Here is a 19,634-nt window from a genome sequence, read left to right as displayed (position 1 = left end):
TTTTACAATAACATTAAGAAGGTATAATTACAATAAAATTTTAAATATTCTAATTTTATTGTAACTACTGATATATTTGGACTTTAAGCCTATAAACATTGTACTTATGATTAAACAAATGAAAAGTACCTCCGAGCTGAATTTTAAACTCAGCTCGGAGGTACTTTTTTATAATCAACTCATGAAATAAGAATTAATGACTGACGCCTTCTGATGATATTACATTCTTAAATGTCTTCCATATAACCCACATATCAAAAAGGAATGTTTGGTTATCAACATAGTACTTGTCGAACCTTACTTTTTCCTCGTCACTGATTTCATCACGTCCCATTACCTGGGCGTAGCCAGTGATACCAGGTTTGACTTTATGTACCCCTGCTTCAGTCCGCATTCTAATGAGATCATACTGATTGTAAAGAGCAGGTCTTGGCCCTACTACTGACATTTCCCCTTTAGCCACATTAATCAGCTGGGGAAGTTCATCTATGGATGTTTTCCTGATGAACTTTCCGGTCATGGTAATGTAGGATACACCTTCTCCAAGCTTTGCTGTTTCAACATTAGGTGTGTCTACAGCCATTGATCTGAACTTATAGATAGTAAAATGCTCATTATTTAATCCAGGACGCTTTTGTTTAAATAAAATTGGGCCAGGAGAATCCTTTTTTATCGCAAAGCTAATTATTGCAAACAATGGAAGAAATATTATGATGCCACTAGTAGAAGAAGAAAAATCAAAGAATCTTTTCAGCAATGTATCTCTTCCTTTCAATCTTTTTTATCACTTAGCTAAAATAAAAATAGTTGAAGTACTAATAATTATTTTACATTATAAAATTCTTCGTACCAGTCTACAAACTTTTTAAGACCCTCGTCGATAGTCGTTGAAGGGTAAAAATCAGCAACTTTTTGAATTTCGTCTATATTGGCGAATGTCGCTCTTACGTCGCCAGGTTGCATCTCAACATAATTTTTCTTTGCTTCTTTGCCCAAATGTTTTTCCAAAGTATTAATGAAGTCCAATAATTTAACTGGTTGATTATTGCCTATGTTATAAACTTTATAAGGAGCATAACTGAAACTTGGGTTTGGAGTGACTTCTTTCCAATTTTTTGCACCTTCAGGCACTTTATCCAAGAGACCGATAATACCATCTACAATATCATCTATGTATGTAAAATCTCTCATCATATCACCTTGATTAAAAATCTTTATCTCTTTATCATTAGTTATATTTTCAGCAAAAGAGAAATAAGCCATGTCGGGTCTACCGTATGGCCCATATACTGTGAAGAACCTTAATCCACTTGTTGGTATATTATATAAGTGACTATAAGTATGAGCCATGAGTTCATTTGTTTTCTTAGTAGTTGCATATAAGCTTACGGGGTGATCTACGCTATCTTCTGTAGAGAACGGCATTCTAGTGTTGCCACCATAAACAGAGCTAGACGAAGCATAGATCAGATGTTTAATTTTATACTTTTTACTAACCTCAAGTACATTTAAGAAACCACTTATATTTGAATCAATATAAGCTTGAGGATTTGATATGCTATACCTCACTCCTGCTTGTGCAGCCAAGTTGATTATTATTTCCACTTGCTCTTCTTTCATACAATTATCTAAACAACTAAAATCGTTTAAGTCAGCTTTATAAAATTTGAATCTCGGAAAACTCTTCAATACTTTTAGTCTTTCTTCTTTAAGCTCAACATTATAATAACTATTCATATTATCATAACCAATTACATCATGACCTTTTTCAATTAGTGCAATTGACAAGTGCATCCCTATAAATCCCGCTGATCCCGTAACAAGTATTTTCATTGTAAATTGCCTCCTAATTATTTAACTCTGGGGTAAAGTAATCCATTCCCCTTTTAATTTTTCGTAGTAAGACGGAGTGTATCTATAATATCCAGCCCCTGGGAAGAAGGTTAACTCTCCAAAATAGATTTTGTCGTTAATACTGTATAAATCTACTCTTATAAAAGCCAAATTTTCCCCTAGTTTTTTAGCTAGTTCCAACATCTTATCCAAATTCTGTGGCTTGTTTATAATAAAATCAGGATCATTTTGAATCTCAATTTTTAAAGGCAATAGATTCCAGTTCAAATCATAGATATTCCTTTTGTGATTTATATAACGGTTAAAATCTACTTGAATAACTTTAGGCTCTCCATTAAAAACAAAAAACTTATAATCTTTCAGATCATTTCCTGATTCATCGACCATTAGTTTCTCGCATACTATTCTTGGTTCTACATCTTTGTAAGGCCACTCTCTATGGGGATGATACAAGTTTTTTTTCAACCACTTATCAAGAGTAGATTTTAACTTTGTATGATTTATTTTATTTTTATCATTACAAATGTATACGTGTCCTGAGGTATGAGTAGATTTTAGAACAAATTGAGATGGTAGTGCATCGAAATCTATTTCTTCATACCTTTTATAGACACCGTATAAAGGAATAAGATATTCTTCACCTATTTTTTCAGAGACATACTTACGTACTTCGTATTTATCAACAATAGAGTTATACTTGGGTTTTCTATCATTGACTTTCAGCCATTGAAGTTTTTCATTAAAACTTTTAGGATCTTCAAGATTCAACTTTTCTTTTGTAGCAATATAGTAATAGATTTTTAAATACAACTTATCAGGAACATACCTTAGCAATTTACTTTTTTTAATGACAAATAGCAGAACTTTGGATGGTCTTTTTATAAGCTTTAATATTCTTTTCATACAAATCTCCTTAATTAATAAAAACTATAAAGCTCCTATTTTTTTTAACTTGTAGACTGTGGCCATTCCCCTTAAAATCATTTGTAAGAAATTGGTGAAAATCATAGTATAAGCAGCACCGTACAAACCATAATAGTTTATTGATACTATACTAAATACTATTGTTGCTAATAATACCACTGTTGCAATAATAGGTTGAATATTAATATAATCAAGCGCAAGTAGGGCCAAATCAAAATTCCATCCTATAAAATTAAATATTAAAGAAAAACTTAAAATCGTAAGAATATCCTGATACTGAGCGTATTCTTGACCATAGAAAAAATCTAGAACAAACTCTCCCAAGAAATAACAAAGGATTATAGCAGTTAATCCAATACTAATAGCCAATATATTCAATTCGGCAAAGACTCTTTTCTTGAATTTATTGTAATTTTTGTTGCTTAAATATCTAGAGAGTGAAGGGAGAAAGGTTTGTGTAACAGCTAGCATTAGTGTGTTTCCAAGAACTAGAAGGTAAGAAACAGCTGAAAAATAACCTAACACTTCGACACCAAGTAAATGTTCTATAACATATCTCGGAAAATTCGATTGAAAAGAAACAATCATTAGAACTAGACCTAATGGAACTCCTTTTTTTAAAATCACTATAATACTTTCAGACTCCATTTTGTCATGAGGTAAATACCTTTTCGTTCTTGGCTTTTCAATAAAGAAGAAAAATATTAATTGAACCAATAATTGAACAGCGAGAGATAATACTAAATCTCTAGTAAAATACAAAAGAACAAAAAATATCCCAAAACTTAATAAGTGTTTTGATACCATTAACTTTCCAATAAAGCTTAATTTCTCACTTTTATGAGGAATGGCATAGTATATTTCTGAATGAAGATCAAAAATCTTTATTAGACCCACTAGAAGAATTACGTAACTCATAGAAGTAGAGAATAAAACCTCTATAATAACAAGTACTAGAACTGAGATTATTGTCAAAAAATCTCTCGTTTTACTAAAACTTGAAAAATCAACATTGTTTCCAGCAACATATATACTTCTTAATTTCATATGCATGAACATGGCTAATGGAGCACTTAGAGCAAACGCGAGAGAATATACGCCTACATCTTTTGGTGTTAGTAAATTCGCTATCATAATAAGCACTAACCACTTCAAGAAAGCTATTATTAGATTGGCAGAAAACACCCAGGAAATATTTTTAAAGAAAGTTTTTTTATTGATCATCATACCATCCTAAATTTCTAATATATCTTAGAGTTGTTTTCATTTTGCATACCTTTGTTTTTTATTATATTTAGGAATTTGTTGATAAAGTATATCGCTATAAACGTTATAAAATACCATAAAATCTCTATTTGATCAGAAGTAGCCAAAAAATTAAAAGCAGATACAATAATCATAATATAGAAAATCAAAGCCGAATCAGAAAATTTATTAACAACCATTTTATAATAGAACTTATTAATTAAATATCCTGTAACGAAAGCAATAAGAATAACACCTATAAATCCAAAGTTATAGAAAGCCAAACCATATGGCCCTGGCGGTAGACCCCAATACTCACTTCCCATTAAAGCTCTGCCGACAACACCACTTTCATCTATCGGGGGCTTGTTTTGCCATATAGAGCTTGGAATAGGTGCATATAATATATTCATTAGAATCGCGCCATATTGGTAGTCAATCTTACCTTCCATTAATGATCCTACTAAACTAGGTAAGATTTCGCCTCCTTGGATGCTCATACCTACCTTACTCAAAATTTCATAGACATTACTAAAATCTAACTGAAACTCATTGTACAATCTATAATTACCTAAAGCGATAGCAAATATCATCATGACGAAAGCTAATGGTAATAATGTTACAAATCTTAAATTTTTGTATTTATAATGGTAAAAAACTAAGTACGGAAAAACGGAACTAAAGAACGCAGTACTTCTTCCACCATAAGATACTAGAAAAATAAAAGTGATAAGTATGAAAAAAAAGGATAACTTCTTTTTACCAGTGCTTAACAGAAACAAAGAACCAACTGTTATTAGAGTAGTTAGTAGTTTAAAATATCCCATACCCGCATAAGCTTCAACCCTATTATTCAAACCTGATATTACACCTTGTAATCCACCTTGCAAGAAGAAAATCAATGCGTAGCTCAAAAGCCCAATAAAAATAAGTATTACACCTATAGCTTTAGTATTATCAACCTTAAAAAACTTTTCCTTCTTTATTAACTCTGTTTTAGTTCTTGTAGCAAACGCATAACCTGCATACATAAAAATATACCAAATGATAACTATAAGTATGGACCAGGAAAAATATGTCTCATGTAAAGCAGGATCTAACGTACCGTATCTAAATGAACTCTTGTTATAGTGAATATCGATCATATTAAATATATAAAAAAATTGAGTACTTATTAGAAATATATTGAAGGGATGGAATAGATCACGGAATAGAAACAATGGAAATACGGCTATAGTAATAAGTAGAATAAACATAATAAAATTATAATTATACTGTTCATAGTATACATATAGCATAAAACTTATTAGCAAAGCGTATACTAAGAAAGTAGTGAAAATTTCTTTATATGTAAAACTACTTTTTGTAAGATTGCTATAGTAATTTGACATGGATGAACTCCTAATAACAAATTAAATGATTTTTAAATATCGTTGCCTAATTGAAGAATGTATTTTCTTACATCTTCACCTATTTCATCATTGGTAAGAGCAAATTCAATATTAGTCTTAATGAAACCTAACTTTTCACCAACGTCAAACCTTTTTCCTTTGAAGTCGTATGCATAAACTTTTTCTTTTTCGTTAAGATATTGAAGTGCATCTGTAAGCTGGATTTCTCCTCCTGCTCCTTTTTTCTGCTTTTCTAAATACTCGAATATTTCAGGAGTAAGTATGTATCTACCCATAATTGCTAAATTAGAAGGGGCTTTCTCAATTTCTGGTTTCTCTACTAAATCTCTTACCTGATACAATCTTCCTTCGTTATCAATTGGATCCACTATACCATACCGATTTGTCTCTTCTTTGTTAACTTGTTGCACGCCAACAATAGAACAAAGGGTTCTTTCGTATTGGTCAATTAGCTGTTTCAATCCTGGTGTGTCTGCTTGAACTATGTCATCCCCTAATAAAACAGCAAAAGGTTCATTACCAATAAATTTCCTACCACACCAGATTGCATGTCCTAATCCTTTTGGTTCTTTTTGTCTTATAAAATGTAGTTCAACATTAGAAGGATAGTTTACTTTTTCTAACATTTCTATTTTATTCTTTTCTTCTAAGTTTTTTTCTAGCTCCAAGTTGTGATCAAAATGATCTTCTATTGCTCTTTTTCCTTTGCCGGTGACGATGATTATATCCTCTATACCGGATTCAATGGCCTCTTCAACAATATACTGTATTGTTGGTTTATCGACTATAGGTAGCATTTCCTTTGGCATTGCTTTTGTAGCAGGCAAAAATCTTGTACCTAAACCTGCCGCAGGGATAATTGCTTTTTTTATTTTCTGCATTTTTAATCCTCCTAAAATTTTTACTTTAACTACCAATTATGAAGTTAGCTCTTTATCGTTTTTCTGACAGTGGCCATTCGACCGATTGAGTGATACTCTATTCCTGCCTCTTCCATTTCTTTTAAGTTAAAAATATTTCTACCATCGAAGACTAGTGGCGTTCTCATCAATTTATTAAATGTCTTTGGATTAATTTCTTTTACTTCTGGCCACTCAGTGAATATAAAGCAGACATTTGCTTCTTCTAAAGCTTCATTTACACTCGAAACATAAGTAATGTTCCCATTCAAATTTTTACCTTCTGGGTAATGCTGCTTAAAGTTCTCTGCACCTACAGGGTCAAAAGCATATATATCTGCACCCTGTGAAAGTAGTAAAGGTAAATTCGTTAAAGATGCTGCTTCCCTTAAATCGTCAGTGCCCGGTTTAAAAGTAAGTCCTAAAACAGCTACTTTTAAATTTTTAAAAGTGATGAGCCGCTCACTTGCCTTATTATATAACTTTAATTTTTGCTCATTATTTATGGCAATAGTAGACTTGATTGTTTTAAGCTCATAACCGTTCTGTTCTCCTATATAATCTAATGCTTTAGTATCCTTCGGAAAACATGATCCACCATATCCAATTCCTGCGTTCAAAAACTGGCTACCTATACGCGAGTCATAACTCATCCCTTCAGCTACATCTTGGATATCTGCTCCAACCAATTCACAAAGATTAGCTATTTCATTCATATAAGAAATCTTCAGTGCTAGAAAATCGTTTGATGCGTATTTGATCATTTCTGCTGATCTTCTATTGACTGAAACAACTGGAAGATTAAAAGGTTTATATATTTCTTTAAGTATTTCTTCAGCCCATCCACTTTCGGTACCAATTATTATTCTAGAAGCATGTAGAGTATCGTGCACAGCTGAACCTTGGGCTAAAAATTCTGGATTGGATGCCACTTCTACTTTAACATCGTTAACTAAATAATCACTTACAAATTTTTCTACTTTATCATTAGTTCCAATAGGAACAGTGGATTTTACAACAATCAAGCAGTCTTTTTCCAATGTTTCTGCAATCTGTCTTGCTACTGTTGCGATATAAGATAGATCCGCTGAACCATCAGGCTGTTCTGGTGTTCCAACACCAATAAATATAACATCAGCATCTTTATAAGCATTCTTATAATCAATTGTGTAATCCAATCTTCCTAGTGAATAGTTTCTTCTCATCATCTCTTCTAGATCTTTTTCATAAATGGGAGAATTCCCGTCTTTCATGTAATCAACTTTATCACTATCTATATCTACACAAGTTACTTGATGTCCCACTTCCGCAAATGCAACGCCTGAAACCAAGCCGACATAACCAGTACCTGCTACAGCTATTTTCATATAAGTCCCTCCGTTGTTTAAACCGCTAATTAAAAATATTACCTATTCTTCTGATTGTGCAAACTTTTTAAAGAATGTAGATCTACGACCCTCTATTTTATGATAATAATAATCTTCAGCTACTTTAAAATTCCTTTTTGCCTGCTCAATTAAATTTGTTTCATTAAAACTTAATAACAAGTTTGCTATTTCTTCAATATTCATTTTTCTATTAAAAATATATTCTTTTTCTAATAGTTCAGGGATGCCGGCTGTATTAGCGCCAATTGATGGGAGCCCTCTACTCATTGCTTCTATGACAGCGCGCGGCAACCCTTCTTGTTTACTCGGTTGAGCGTATAAATCTATGCTATCCAACCATTGAAGTACTTCATCATGAGTTTTAGGGCCTAAAAACTTCACTTTGTCCTCGACCTTATTGCTTTTAGCTACTTCTCTTAGATAATCTTGATTGCCATCACCAACCAGTTGATATTCAAAATTATTAATTCCTTTTTCTTTCAGTTTTCCTAATGCTTCGATTATATACTGCTGACCTTTGTACTTTACAGCTACAGAAGCAGTAGTTCCAATCATTGTTTTATTACCGTCATTATTCTTTATTTTCGATATTCTTTCTGAAAGTACACTGCCATCCACTTCTTCTACTATTACGTTGGAACAATTTATCGAGTGACCTTTAGTAGGATATCTATTCTGAAGAAATTCATTCGTTACGTACAATGTATATTGAGAATTCCAAACTTCTTTTTTTACTTTTTTATACATGTATGGCGCTACTAATTTACCTGTAGCACTATGGTTCCAGTAAGCATCCCAAGGGCAGCCAACTAACTCAATTAAATAGGGTTTATTGTACTTTTTTACGTATTTTAAAGCTTGTAACCCTATCATGCTGTGCAATCTTACAATAACGTAGTCAGTTTCTCTAATTGCACTTTGCATTACTTGATTAGCCTTGATTTTATTTTTAAGTATTCCAGTAGGCGAATTAACGTCGGGAACTTCTTTGACAGTAAAATTTTCCAAAGTAAGTTCTGAGAAATTTTGTATCTCAGATTCATTAATTCTTTTTACTCTTATTAAAGCCTCAATATTTTCAGCTATTACCTTATATCTATTGAATAAATCGTTATTGTGGGCAATACCATAATAATGATTCGCATCATCTCTTCTTATTGGTCCATCGTGCACGAATAGAACTTTCATAAACTGTCTCCTCGTTAATATAAGTTAAGATTTTATTGATAGCATGTCCCCAAATATCTTTTCATACTTCAATGGTTTCATCTTGATATTGCAATTGTCAGGATATAGTGTTAATTCCCCAAAATATATCTTACCGTCTATGTTATACAAATCTACTCTCAGAAACTCGTGCCCTGTTGATAACTTTCGAGCTATGTTCAACATTTCTTGATAATTCTCAGGCATATCAATCGGCTCTTCGGAGTGAGGATTAGCAAAATATAAGTCATCTATAAATTCAAAGTTCTCAGCATAATACATATTTCTTTTAACTTCACTAAGCCGGTCAACATTCACTTGGACAATTTTAGGCTCTCCATGGAAACACCAGAATTTATAGTCATTCGTCTTTCCTTGAGCATCGCTAATATACTCTTCAATTACAAACTGTTTTTCCAAACCATCGTACTGCCACTCTCGCGTTCTTTTATATGCATCATACTTCAACCACTTATTTATGATTGTTTTTTGCTTTTCCCAGTTTAAAGTGCTTTTGTCTGTACAAATCAGGTTGTTTTGAGCACCAAATGTCATTTTCAATACAAAAGCGCTAGGCAACTCCTCGAAATTTACTTCTTCTGGATCTTTATACACCCCTACTAAAGGGATGAGATGATCTGAGCCAATTTCTTTTTCGATATGGCTTCTCACATGATATTTATCGACTAGTCTCTTTAACTCGATGTTTTTATCTGTCAACTTTTTATGGACCATCATATCATTGAAGTAGCCAGTTTTATTATGATTGGGAAGTCTCTTATGTCTAAGTACAAAAGTGACATGGCTATAAAACTTATCAGGAAGAAATGATATCGAATAGGATAGAATATTTTTGACCGCTTTATTCATCATACTTTTTCCTCAATACGAGAAATTTGGCTGGATATGATTTAACTACAATTATTCTTTCATAATATCTAATGAATAATTCATTGTTATGAGTGATATCATAATAACTATTCTTATCACCTCTTCTTATTGGTCCATCGTGTACGAATAGAACTTTCATAAACTGTCTCCTCGTTAATATAAGTTAAGATTTTATTGATAGCATGTTCCCAAATATCTTTTCATACTTCAATGGTCTCATCTTGATATTGCAATTGTCAGGATATAGTGTTAATTCCCCAAAATATATCTTACCGTCTATGTTATACAAATCTACTCTCAGAAACTCGTGCCCTGTTGATAACTTTCGAGCTATGTTCAACATTTCTTGATAATTCTCAGGCATATCAATCGGCTCTTTTGAGTGGGGGTGCCCGATATATAGATCATCTATAAATTCAAAGTTCTCAGCATAATACATATTTCTTTTATGCCTATTATGCCTATCGACATCTACTTGGACAATTTTAGGCTCTCCATGGAAACACCAGAATTTATAATCATTCGTCTTTCCTTGAGCATCGCTAATATACTCTTCAATTACGAAACGTTTTTCCAAACCATCATACTGCCACTCTCGCGTTCTTTTATATGCATCGTACTTCAACCACTTATTTATGATTGTTTTTTGCTTTTCCCAGTTTAAAGTGCTTTTGTCTGTACAAATCAGGTTGTTTTGAGCACCAAATGTCATTTTCAATACAAAAGCGCTAGGCAACTCCTCGAAATTCACTTCTTCTGGATCTTTATACACCCCTACTAAAGGAATGAGATGATCTGAGCCAATTTCTTTTTCAATATGGCTTCTTACATGATATTTATCGACTAGTTTCTTTAACTCGATGCTTTTATCTGTCAACTTTTTATGGACCATCATATCATTGAAGTAGTCAGTTTTATTATGATTGGGAAGTCTCTTATGTCTAAGTGCAAAAGTGACATGGCTATAAAACTTATCGGGAAGAAATGATATCGAATAGGATAGAATATTTTTGACCGCTTTATTCATTATACTTCCTCCCCAATACGAGAAATTTGGGCTAGATATGAGTTGACCACAATTGTTCTATCATACTCTGACTCTACTTTCTTCCTACTATTTTCGCCCAATTTGACTTTCTTCTCATATGAGAGATCAATAAATCTTTCTATAGCTTCTATCAAAGCAGTGATATTTCTCGTTTCCACCAAGTAGCCATTGTATCCTTCCTCCACAACTTCTCTGCAACCTGGACGGTCTGTTGTAATGAGTGGTCGACCACAAGCAGCACTTTCGAGAAGAACATTTGATAAACCTTCAGGATAAAATGAAGGATGGACTGTGCAATGCACTTTTTCCAGAAATGGTCTGATATCCCTTTGCATACCGTGATACTTGACTATACCTTCATTATGTAGTTGTTTTAATCTTGCTTCGTAATCTTCTTCGCAAAAACCTAATATATGAAAAACACTTTGAGGATATTTATTTCTGATGTGTTTTGCAGCAGCAAGATACTCTTCTATCCCTTTTGATTTCATAATTCTTGAAATGAAAACGAACTCAATACTTTCTTTTTGAGGGTATTCTTGTAACTTAAAATGGTTCAAATTGACCCCTGAACCAGGTAACATCTTGTGAGTTTCAGGGTAAATATTTTGATTTTCAAAAAAAAGCTGGTTTACTCTGTTTTGGAAATAAATAGTATCTATTTTTCTAAATGCTATTTTGTAAAGTAGAACAGTTAACCTTTGCATCAGACCTTTTTCTTCAACAGCTGTTCCTAATCCAGTGATATTGGCTATATAAGGTATCTTCAGCATTGAAGCAACAAAACCGCCGTAAATATTAGGTTTGATTGTATAAGTCAGAACTACATCAGGGCGGACATCTTTGAGTATTGTCCTATAATGTTTCATTAACGCTAGCTCTTGAAACATATTTTTACCATGTCTGTTGACCTCCGTTTTGATGTAGATGCAACCTAATTTGACAAGTTCATCAATTCTTTCACCGTATGGGGAAGATATATACACTTGATACCCTTCACTTATGAATGCTTTGACTATTTCTAAACGAAAGTTATATATTACAACGTCATGGTTCACCATGAATAATACTCTCTTTTGAGATTTAATTTTATCTATTTTTGTTCAGTCCTTTCAATCGCCTCTTCTAAAGAATATAAATTATATTTACTTGGGTAGCGACTGATTTCCAAATCGTATGCAAGATTACCGAATAATTTATTCACTATATTAATTTTGGGAATCAATTCCCGAATCAGTGGATTAAATATCCTAACACAAATTAAACGCCGATTTTGAGATTTAGCCATCAGTTTTACCAAATTAGTAGTAGTCACATGCTGGTCATTTTGAGGATAAAAGGTACCTTGAGCTCTGTCATCAATCAATAACCTAATAAACTCACACAAATTATATATATATATCATGCTTCTTTTGTTTTCGAACTTTGGAAAAAAAGGCATAAACTTAATGTATTTAGAAAGTTTCTGGTAGTTACCTCTTGAGTTTTCTCCAAACACCATAGGAGATCTTATAATGCTAACTTTGAAGTCATCACTTGCTAATTCTTTTAATGACTTTTCTGCCTTCAGTTTACTATTACCGTAAAAGTCCAAAGGAATTTCTTCAGTATTTTCATTAATTATTCGTTGTGTATTACCGTATACAATAATGCTACTAAGAAAAATAAATTGTTCAACGCCACTTGCTTTAGCTTTTTCAGCTACTTTTTCTGTAAGCTTAAAATTTACTTTGTAGTATTTATCTTCTAAGTCTTTATCAGTAGAAACATGTGCTAAACCCGCAACATGAACTATGCAATCATAACTATTGAAATTTTGCTCTTTCCATTCATCACTTCTCATACTAATACGAGTAATATTATAGTTTTGAGGATGCTTTGATAGCCAATCCGTCAATGAATTACCTACGTAACTGTTCATTCCAGTGATTAAAATCTTTTTCATGCCATTTACACCTCGCTTTTCTGCTTCTTCTCTTTATTGACAAACTGCAGAAGATGTTCTTTTGTTGATTCTTCAGAACTTAAAATTGATATAAATTCATTTAAATGAGTTTCATCTATGTCCTCTACCTTACCTCTGTAAATTTTCTTATATACTTGTTGAGAGTGAACTTCTTCCTCTTTTAATAATTCTTCATATAATTTTTCTCCCGGTCTAATGCCACTGAACTCTATACCTACTTCCTCTTCACTAAATCCGCTTAAGCGAATCATATTTTTCGCTAGATCTACAATTTTGACTGGCTCACCCATATCTAAGACAAAAACTTCTCCACCTTCAGCCAAAGTACCAGCTTGTATGACCAAGCGAGAAGCTTCGGGGATAGTCATAAAATATCGAGTCATCCGTTCATCTGTTACAGTTACAGGTCCACCTTGTTCAATTTGCTTTTTGAATTTAGGTATTACAGAACCTCGGCTTCCTAGAACATTACCAAATCGTACGGCAACAAGAGTAGTAGTCTCTGTATATTTTTTATCAAGCGCCTGAATTACCATCTCCGCTACACGTTTCGTAGCTCCCATCACATTCGGAGGATTAACTGCTTTATCAGTAGAAATCATTACAAACTTTTTAGCTTTATATTTACAAGCCGCTTCAGCTGTATTCTTTGTCCCTATGATATTGTTTTTCACTGCTTCTTTGGGATTATATTCCATTAATGGTACATGCTTATGAGCTGCAGCATGATAAACCATCTCAGGTTTATAACTGTCGAAAACCTCGAAAATTCTCTTTTTGTCTTGCACATCTGCGATTATGGGAATATATTGAACGTTGTTTTTAAGCAATGTCATTTCTTCTAGAATACTGTATATACTATTTTCACCATGTCCAAGCAACACGATCTGTCTTGGCTGGAATTTGGTAATTTGCCTTACAATCTCTGAACCAATACTACCTCCAGCGCCGGTAACTAGTATTGTTCTATCTCTAACCTGATCCTCTATACCTTCTGTATCAAGTTCGACTGGTTCACGGCCTAGTAAATCCTCAACCTCTACTCTTTTTAACTCATTGACTTCTATCCGGCCAGACATCACATCATCAATGTTAGGCATAATCATTACGACTAGACTATCGTGATTTGCCAAATTGTATATTTCATTCAGTTCGGTTTTACTCAAAGAAGGAATTGCTATAACCACTTTACTGATTTCATATTTTTTGATAAGTCGTTCAATATCTTCTCTAGTTCCCTCTACTTTAACTCCACCAGCTAGTTCCATTCTTTGTTTAACCAAATCATCGTCCACCGCAACTACTGGCATCATTTTCATTGCTGGGGTATCTAACATTTGTTTAATAAGCAGTGAACCACCTTTACCGGCTCCTACAACTAACGTCTTAACCATATCGTTTTCATCATTATGCTTACCAATAATATGGTGACGTGATACTCTCCAAGAAAGTCTAGACCCACCTATCAATATCAAATGCATCATCCAAGTAATAATCATTAATCTTGTAAATGTTGTTTGAAAAAGCAATAAATTTAATATGTATGTAGTTACAATTGAGGCTGTCACTGCTTGTGCAATTGCCATTAATTCTCTTACACTGGCATATTCCCATGCCCTATGGTAGAGGTTGAAAGCATATGCAAATACATGGTGACTAATGAGAAGTATTAAAGATGTGACTAGCAATACCGGCCAAGTATACTCCAAGAAAAATGGAGCCAATATGTAATAACCGATGAATACTGAAAATGATACTATGAGTGAATCGATGATCAGGAGAAGAATATATCGTTCTTTCGCTCCCATAATTACACGCTTCTTTCCGTTTAGAATAGTCCTAAAAACTTTTTCTTCTTTTTCGTTTGGTAATGTGTTTTCATCTTCTGTGGTGCTTTAACTTTCACTTCCTTATTATGAAGGATAGCATCTGCATTAAACTGTAAAACTTCTGTAAAGTTTTCTCCCAGTTCTTCAGCAACCACTTTATAAGCTTCTTTCAATAAGAAAGGTCTTATTTCTGTGCTATGGGCATCGCTCGATATGACATGAGCAAGGTTGTTTTGAATCATGGCAAGACTTGTTTCTTTCAAGTTTTGTCCTAACGCTCCTGTAATAGATGAAGCGGTAATCTGAGCAATCGCGCCTTTCTCTACAATTTCGTATAGTCTATCAGGATCTTTAATAATCGGCTTGCATCGCTCAGGATGCGCAATTACAGGGACATAGCCTTTCATCTGCAGGTCATATAACAGTTTTTCCACATAATTCGGTACCTCTGTAAATGAAAACTCAACCAGCACATACTGCGATTGGTTGAGTGGAATACTGACACCAGACTGCAGCTCACTCACCATGTCTCCATTGATACGTATCTCCTGGCCTGGATGCACTTTGATGTCTAGTTGATGATCTTCTATTATTTTTGTAAGCTCTTCCATTTTTTCTACAATCTTAATTCTCGGATTCAAGAAAGCCCCACTGTGATGGTGGGGAGTTGCGATAATGTTCGTTATTCCATTGTCAATTGCCTGCTTTAATAATGCGACTGCCGCTTCCTCAGTCTGCGGACCGTCATCAATACCAATCAGTACATGGTTATGAATATCTATCAAGACTCATCACTTCCATAGTAATAATAGTAATTATCATTTTTGGTATTCATCTTCTTGTTGTTCATGATTACACCTAGAATGTTCGCATCGGCTTTTTCCAGCAACGCTTTAGCATCCTGGAGTCGTTCTCTGTTATTGCCAGTGACATCCGTCACGAGCACTGTGCCGTCTGCTATTCTACTTAGCACCTGTGCATCCGTTACAGCAAGAAGCGGTGGTGTATCAATGATGACCATATCGTAATGCATGGAAAAAGTTTTAAGTAGGTGCATCATTTTCTTTGAAGATAGAAGTTCTGCCGGGTTTGGTGGTATGGGGCCACTCGTTACAACATCCAAATTTTCAATGATTGTTTCCCTGAGGATATTCTCCACCGGCATATCATTGACAATTGCTGTCGAGAGTCCACGCTGATTCGTCAATTCAAATGTATAGTGCATCGTCGGACGACGCAGATCCGCATCAACCAGCACAGTCCGCTTGCCTGACTGCGCATAAGTAAGTGCGACATTCGCTGCGGTCGTTGATTTACCTGCACTCGGTGTTGCGGAAGTGAAGAGTACTGTCTTGATTTCTTTATCGACACTCGAATACATGATATTCGTTCTAATGGAGCGGAACTGCTCACTTACAGGTGATTTCGGTTCTTTTTCGACGATGAGTTGTCTGGGACCGGAGGTATATGCATGCTTGTCTTTTCTGAACATGATTCTATTTCCTTCCTGCTTTTAGAATTTGGCGATGGTGCCGAGTACCGGCAGATCCAGATGCTTTTGCATTTCTTCTTCCGTCTTCACGCGTTTATCTAGGAATGCCCTCAGGAATGCGATGCCGAGTCCGAACAGACCACCAAGAATCATACCGATTGCGATGTTGATCAGTGGCTGCGGAGAAACTGGCGAGGGATCTTCTCCAATATCCGCTGGTGCCAAGATGGACACGTTATCCACATTCATTACTTCCATGACTCTTTGCTGGAAAACGTTCGCTACCTCATTGGCGATGGTTTCTGCATTTTCAGGATTTTCATTTGCCACGGTTACTGTCACCACTTGTGACTGATCCTGGTTATTGACCGTAATCTGTTCTGCAAGTGCGCTTGTGGATTGGTCGAGGTTGAGGTTTACGACAACATCGTCAAGCACTGTCGGACTTTTGATGATATCCCTATATGTATTGATCAGCTGAAGACTGGCCTGTATGTTCTGATTATCCACTGCCACTTCTGAATCCTGTGACTGGCTGACAAGTATTTGAGTATTGGCTTCATATTGCGGCGTCATAAGAAATGCTGTGGCGAATGCAGCGATGGCACCAAAGAGCAGCACAAGGGCGATAATCATCGCCAAATTTTTCTTGATTACTTCCAGAATGTCTTCCAGATTCAGTGTTTCTTCCATATTGGCCTCCAAAAATTATATGTATAAATAATATGTATGTTTACAACTACCCACTATATCAGATTATGCTTTATTTTTGCATCTATTTTTGAAGTTATTTACAGAAAGCGTTCTCTTTATCTAAATTTTTCGCCGTTTGTCCTCTTAAATTACTGAAGGCCTTACTATCCTATTGCTTTGGGTCAATCCTGCGGTGCTTTTTGTGTTTTCATTGTAAAAGATAAGGGCATAGTAATACGTAGAGAAAAACGAATGGAGGAATATTTGTGGCATTGAAAGCACTGATACTCAACACGACATTGAAATACGGAGAAGACGAATCGAACACAGAAGCACTTTCCAGAGAAGTTATGGATATACACGAGAAGGAAGGCGTCGAAACGGAAATCGTTCGCGTAAACGACTACGACGTCAGATATGGTATTGCGGATGACATGGGTGACGGAGATGAATTTCCGTATATCCTTGAAAAGGTGAAAGCAGCTGACATCGTCATCATCGGTACACCGATCTGGCTCGGTGAGAAGAGCAGTGTTGCGACGTTGCTTATCGAACGCCTGTATGGCAGTGCTTCTCTGACGAACGACAAGAGGCAGGCCATTTTCTACAACAAGGTCGGTGGCGTTGTGGTTACAGGCAATGAGGACGGCGCAAAACATGCGGCACAAAGCATCCTGTATGGTCTTTCCCATATCGGTTTCACCATCCCGCCGAATGTGGATACGTACTGGGTCGGGGAAGCCGGTCCGGGAGCATCCTATATGGATACGGACAGGGATAACGACTTCACGAAGACACATGTTCAGATGCTTGCCTACAATACGATGCACCTGGCACGTATCCTAAAAGAGCATCCGATTCCGGCAGAAGGCAATACCATGTAATACTGATATCATGCCCCACTTTTGTGGGGTTTTATTTTAAAGAAAATGGATTTACGGTATCATTGAAAGAAATAGCATTCAGGAGGATGATTATGGAACTTACAGTATACTTGGCAGGGCAGATTCACGACGATTGGCGCGAGGATGTCAAAAGTCTGGCTGGTGAGAAGAACCTGCCACTCAATTTCGTCGGCCCGCAGACGAATCATGACCGTTCAGACAATATCGGAGAGGATGTTCTTGGTGAACAGCCGAGACCCTTCTTCAAAGATGATGCCGCTTCTGCCATCAACAATCTTCGCACGCAGGTACTCATGCAGAAATCGGATGTAGTCATTGCCCTGTTCGGGGAAAAGTACAAGCAGTGGAATACGGCGATGGATGCGAGTGCGGCCGTAACACTCGGCAAACCACTCATCATCGTCCGTCCGGAAGAACTCATCCACCCGCTTAAAGAGCTATCCAACAAGGCGAACATTACAGTAGAGACAGTAGAACAGGCACTTCAAGTCCTCGCCTACATCTACGAGTAATGCAGGTTTTCAGAGTCAGCCCTTCGCATGAAGTGAGCGCGCGATACCTGGATAACCGCAGGCTGAGCAAGCAGGTGCTCGAGCTGTATCAGATTCTGCGGGTCAATCTCAGTCTGCTTGAGCTGCTGGATACGAACACGCGCTATCGGCACCACCCGATTGTGAACCATATTTACAATAATGGGTATCCGTATATCACCGACACGTTCCGATTCCTTATGGCATGTGATGAGGAACACCAGCGGCGCGGGGGCAAGCGCAGTCCACAGTTCCGTGAGGATCTTGAAGCATTGAAGCAGCTGATTGCCGATCATTCACATGTAGGCTTATGGAGTGATGATCCATTGCCGCCATTCTATGTGTTCGGCGAGGATAAGATCTATGGCAATGCAGCATATGATCTCTATGTACAGCTTTTGAATGACAAGTGGAAGAATGATACCATCGCACCGCGGTGCGGGGTACGATTAAGGACTGATTAATCAGTCCTTTTTATCTTGGAGAAACACAAAAATATATCATTCTGGAGGATTCAGATTGTTTTTCGCTTGAGTCTAACGTTGTGTTTTACTAATCATTCCAACTATATTTATTCACATCTCTCAGGAAAAGCGTTATAATAACTAAAAGACCCCATAAGTGGTGGCAGATTGTCACGCAAAGAAAAACTATACCAAAAAATCAATAACAACCCTAGGAATGTCAGCGAACGTGACTTCAAGTCTGCCTTGGCGACGTTTGGATTCACTTTGGATGCCAAAAGAGGAAAAGGTGGGCATCAGGTGTATTGGCACGATGTACTCTCTCCAAATATTATTCCACAAAGAACAGTAAATTTTACACGTCCAATGCGCTATCATATCATCAAGAAGTTGATTAATGATATTGAGGAAGTGATGAATTATGAAGACAATCGATGAGTATATGAAATTCAACTATCGAATGACAGTTGTCCCAAAGAAAGATTTTGATGCCTCTGAATATTTTGTTGCCTATTTTGAAGAACTTGAAGGTTTGGAAGGGGTCGGGGATACTTTCCTGGATGCTATTGAAGACTTGAACGTGGCAAAAGAAATCTGGTTCGAGAAGATGATTGATAACGGTTTTGAAATCTCTCTTCCAAGAAATTATGAAGAACAAAAGCCAGTCAAAATCACTTATAGAATTCCAGTTTCTCTAAACAGAGAAATAGAAGATTATATGAAGCGCGAAGGAGTTTCGAAAAACCAAGCGATCAATTTGCTGGTTTCTCAATCTCTTCAAAAGCAAAAACATTAAATAATTTAAAATAGTAGATGACTCTTAAAGGCTCACCACCCCCGACAGTGAAGATTTTCATCGTCGGGGGTTTCATATTAAATTCCGCCCTG

At 35.6% G+C, this 19,634-nt stretch carries 21 protein-coding genes; 5 read left to right on the top strand and 16 right to left on the bottom strand.

Annotation, left to right across the window (positions count from 1 at the left end; genetic code table 11):
• Positions 1-193: 193 nt before the first annotated feature.
• The 16 genes from GQ671_RS06800 to GQ671_RS06725 form a co-directional block, all read right to left on the bottom strand.
• Entirely contained in the window at positions 194-754 is a 561-nt protein-coding gene (locus tag GQ671_RS06800; protein WP_160655054.1) for a sugar transferase, read from the bottom strand.
• A gap of 68 nt (positions 755-822) precedes the next feature.
• Entirely contained in the window at positions 823-1,833 is a 1,011-nt protein-coding gene (locus GQ671_RS06795; RefSeq protein WP_160654592.1) for an NAD-dependent epimerase, read from the bottom strand.
• A gap of 21 nt (positions 1,834-1,854) precedes the next feature.
• Positions 1,855-2,757, bottom strand: a complete 903-nt coding sequence (locus GQ671_RS06790; RefSeq protein WP_160654589.1) for an ATP-grasp fold amidoligase family protein — start codon at positions 2,755-2,757, stop codon at positions 1,855-1,857.
• A gap of 24 nt (positions 2,758-2,781) precedes the next feature.
• Entirely contained in the window at positions 2,782-4,002 is a 1,221-nt protein-coding gene (locus GQ671_RS06785; RefSeq protein ID WP_160654586.1) for a lipopolysaccharide biosynthesis protein, read from the bottom strand.
• Between the two features lie 17 nt (positions 4,003-4,019).
• Positions 4,020-5,414, bottom strand: a complete 1,395-nt coding sequence (locus GQ671_RS06780; protein WP_160654583.1) for an O-antigen polymerase — start codon at positions 5,412-5,414, stop codon at positions 4,020-4,022.
• Between the two features lie 32 nt (positions 5,415-5,446).
• Positions 5,447-6,316, bottom strand: coding sequence for a UTP--glucose-1-phosphate uridylyltransferase GalU (gene galU, locus GQ671_RS06775; RefSeq protein WP_160654581.1), 870 nt, complete (start codon positions 6,314-6,316; stop codon positions 5,447-5,449).
• A gap of 44 nt (positions 6,317-6,360) precedes the next feature.
• Positions 6,361-7,701, bottom strand: a complete 1,341-nt coding sequence (locus GQ671_RS06770) for a UDP-glucose dehydrogenase family protein (RefSeq protein ID WP_160654578.1) — start codon at positions 7,699-7,701, stop codon at positions 6,361-6,363.
• A gap of 42 nt (positions 7,702-7,743) precedes the next feature.
• On the bottom strand, positions 7,744-8,910 hold the full coding sequence (locus GQ671_RS06765) for a glycosyltransferase (protein WP_160654575.1): 1,167 nt from the start codon (positions 8,908-8,910) through the stop codon (positions 7,744-7,746).
• Positions 8,911-8,934: 24 nt separating this feature from the next.
• Positions 8,935-9,798: an ATP-grasp fold amidoligase family protein gene (locus GQ671_RS06760; protein WP_160654572.1), complete on the bottom strand. Its 864-nt coding sequence runs from the start codon at positions 9,796-9,798 to the stop codon at positions 8,935-8,937.
• A 184-nt stretch (positions 9,799-9,982) separates the two neighbouring features.
• Complete coding sequence (locus tag GQ671_RS06755; protein ID WP_160654569.1) at positions 9,983-10,846, bottom strand: ATP-grasp fold amidoligase family protein; 864 nt, start codon at positions 10,844-10,846, stop codon at positions 9,983-9,985.
• Positions 10,846-11,928, bottom strand: coding sequence for a glycosyltransferase family 4 protein (locus GQ671_RS06750; RefSeq protein WP_160654566.1), 1,083 nt, complete (start codon positions 11,926-11,928; stop codon positions 10,846-10,848). The genes GQ671_RS06755 and GQ671_RS06750 overlap by 1 nt, the downstream gene beginning before the upstream one ends.
• A 32-nt stretch (positions 11,929-11,960) precedes the next feature.
• Entirely contained in the window at positions 11,961-12,812 is an 852-nt protein-coding gene (locus tag GQ671_RS06745) for an NAD-dependent epimerase/dehydratase family protein (RefSeq protein WP_160654563.1), read from the bottom strand.
• A 5-nt stretch (positions 12,813-12,817) separates the two neighbouring features.
• Complete coding sequence (locus GQ671_RS06740; RefSeq protein WP_160654560.1) at positions 12,818-14,641, bottom strand: polysaccharide biosynthesis protein; 1,824 nt, start codon at positions 14,639-14,641, stop codon at positions 12,818-12,820.
• Positions 14,642-14,661: 20 nt separating this feature from the next.
• Complete coding sequence (locus tag GQ671_RS06735) at positions 14,662-15,447, bottom strand: tyrosine-protein phosphatase (RefSeq protein WP_160654557.1); 786 nt, start codon at positions 15,445-15,447, stop codon at positions 14,662-14,664.
• Positions 15,444-16,154 (bottom strand): CpsD/CapB family tyrosine-protein kinase, encoded by a 711-nt coding sequence (locus GQ671_RS06730; protein ID WP_160654554.1) that lies wholly within the window; start codon positions 16,152-16,154, stop codon positions 15,444-15,446. Before GQ671_RS06730 ends, GQ671_RS06735 begins: the two co-directional genes overlap by 4 nt.
• Before the next feature lie 21 nt (positions 16,155-16,175).
• On the bottom strand, positions 16,176-16,847 hold the full coding sequence (locus tag GQ671_RS06725; RefSeq protein WP_160654551.1) for a YveK family protein: 672 nt from the start codon (positions 16,845-16,847) through the stop codon (positions 16,176-16,178).
• A gap of 266 nt (positions 16,848-17,113) precedes the next feature.
• Here GQ671_RS06725 and GQ671_RS06720 point away from each other — a divergent pair, with 266 nt between their 5' ends.
• From GQ671_RS06720 to GQ671_RS06700, 5 genes are all read left to right on the top strand, one after another.
• Complete coding sequence (locus GQ671_RS06720; protein WP_160654548.1) at positions 17,114-17,731, top strand: flavodoxin family protein; 618 nt, start codon at positions 17,114-17,116, stop codon at positions 17,729-17,731.
• Between the two features lie 92 nt (positions 17,732-17,823).
• Complete coding sequence (locus GQ671_RS06715) at positions 17,824-18,264, top strand: YtoQ family protein (RefSeq protein ID WP_160654545.1); 441 nt, start codon at positions 17,824-17,826, stop codon at positions 18,262-18,264.
• Positions 18,264-18,746, top strand: coding sequence for a pyrimidine dimer DNA glycosylase/endonuclease V (locus GQ671_RS06710; protein WP_160654542.1), 483 nt, complete (start codon positions 18,264-18,266; stop codon positions 18,744-18,746). The genes GQ671_RS06715 and GQ671_RS06710 overlap by 1 nt, the downstream gene beginning before the upstream one ends.
• A 168-nt stretch (positions 18,747-18,914) precedes the next feature.
• The gene (locus tag GQ671_RS06705; RefSeq protein ID WP_160654539.1) at positions 18,915-19,184 is read left to right on the top strand and encodes a hypothetical protein; all 270 of its coding nucleotides are present in this window, start codon (positions 18,915-18,917) and stop codon (positions 19,182-19,184) included.
• Positions 19,168-19,542, top strand: coding sequence for a type II toxin-antitoxin system HicB family antitoxin (locus tag GQ671_RS06700; RefSeq protein WP_160654537.1), 375 nt, complete (start codon positions 19,168-19,170; stop codon positions 19,540-19,542). Before GQ671_RS06705 ends, GQ671_RS06700 begins: the two co-directional genes overlap by 17 nt.
• The last annotated feature ends 92 nt before the right edge of the window (positions 19,543-19,634 follow it).

The organism is Salinicoccus hispanicus (assembly GCF_009831115.1).
Lineage (GTDB): Bacteria > Bacillota > Bacilli > Staphylococcales > Salinicoccaceae > Salinicoccus > Salinicoccus hispanicus.
Note: the sequence above shows the minus strand (reverse complement) of the source record. Positions and strands in the feature narration are given on the sequence as shown.

What these genes read in the sequence shown, in the direction of transcription:
- GQ671_RS06710 (WP_160654542.1), top strand. Translation starts at nt 18,264, where the DNA reads ATGCAGGTTTTCAGAGTCAGCCCTTCGCATGAAGTGAGCGCGCGATAC.
- GQ671_RS06780 (WP_160654583.1), bottom strand. Translation starts at nt 5,414, where the DNA reads ATGTCAAATTACTATAGCAATCTTACAAAAAGTAGTTTTACATATAAA.
- GQ671_RS06730 (WP_160654554.1), bottom strand. Translation starts at nt 16,154, where the DNA reads ATGTTCAGAAAAGACAAGCATGCATATACCTCCGGTCCCAGACAACTC.
- GQ671_RS06790 (WP_160654589.1), bottom strand. Translation starts at nt 2,757, where the DNA reads ATGAAAAGAATATTAAAGCTTATAAAAAGACCATCCAAAGTTCTGCTA.
- GQ671_RS06725 (WP_160654551.1), bottom strand. Translation starts at nt 16,847, where the DNA reads ATGGAAGAAACACTGAATCTGGAAGACATTCTGGAAGTAATCAAGAAA.
- GQ671_RS06700 (WP_160654537.1), top strand. Translation starts at nt 19,168, where the DNA reads ATGAAGACAATCGATGAGTATATGAAATTCAACTATCGAATGACAGTT.
- GQ671_RS06715 (WP_160654545.1), top strand. Translation starts at nt 17,824, where the DNA reads ATGGAACTTACAGTATACTTGGCAGGGCAGATTCACGACGATTGGCGC.
- GQ671_RS06770 (WP_160654578.1), bottom strand. Translation starts at nt 7,701, where the DNA reads ATGAAAATAGCTGTAGCAGGTACTGGTTATGTCGGCTTGGTTTCAGGC.
- galU (WP_160654581.1), bottom strand. Translation starts at nt 6,316, where the DNA reads ATGCAGAAAATAAAAAAAGCAATTATCCCTGCGGCAGGTTTAGGTACA.
- GQ671_RS06740 (WP_160654560.1), bottom strand. Translation starts at nt 14,641, where the DNA reads ATGGGAGCGAAAGAACGATATATTCTTCTCCTGATCATCGATTCACTC.
- GQ671_RS06760 (WP_160654572.1), bottom strand. Translation starts at nt 9,798, where the DNA reads ATGAATAAAGCGGTCAAAAATATTCTATCCTATTCGATATCATTTCTT.
- GQ671_RS06755 (WP_160654569.1), bottom strand. Translation starts at nt 10,846, where the DNA reads ATGAATAAAGCGGTCAAAAATATTCTATCCTATTCGATATCATTTCTT.
- GQ671_RS06765 (WP_160654575.1), bottom strand. Translation starts at nt 8,910, where the DNA reads ATGAAAGTTCTATTCGTGCACGATGGACCAATAAGAAGAGATGATGCG.
- GQ671_RS06795 (WP_160654592.1), bottom strand. Translation starts at nt 1,833, where the DNA reads ATGAAAATACTTGTTACGGGATCAGCGGGATTTATAGGGATGCACTTG.
- GQ671_RS06785 (WP_160654586.1), bottom strand. Translation starts at nt 4,002, where the DNA reads ATGATCAATAAAAAAACTTTCTTTAAAAATATTTCCTGGGTGTTTTCT.
- GQ671_RS06750 (WP_160654566.1), bottom strand. Translation starts at nt 11,928, where the DNA reads ATGGTGAACCATGACGTTGTAATATATAACTTTCGTTTAGAAATAGTC.
- GQ671_RS06745 (WP_160654563.1), bottom strand. Translation starts at nt 12,812, where the DNA reads ATGAAAAAGATTTTAATCACTGGAATGAACAGTTACGTAGGTAATTCA.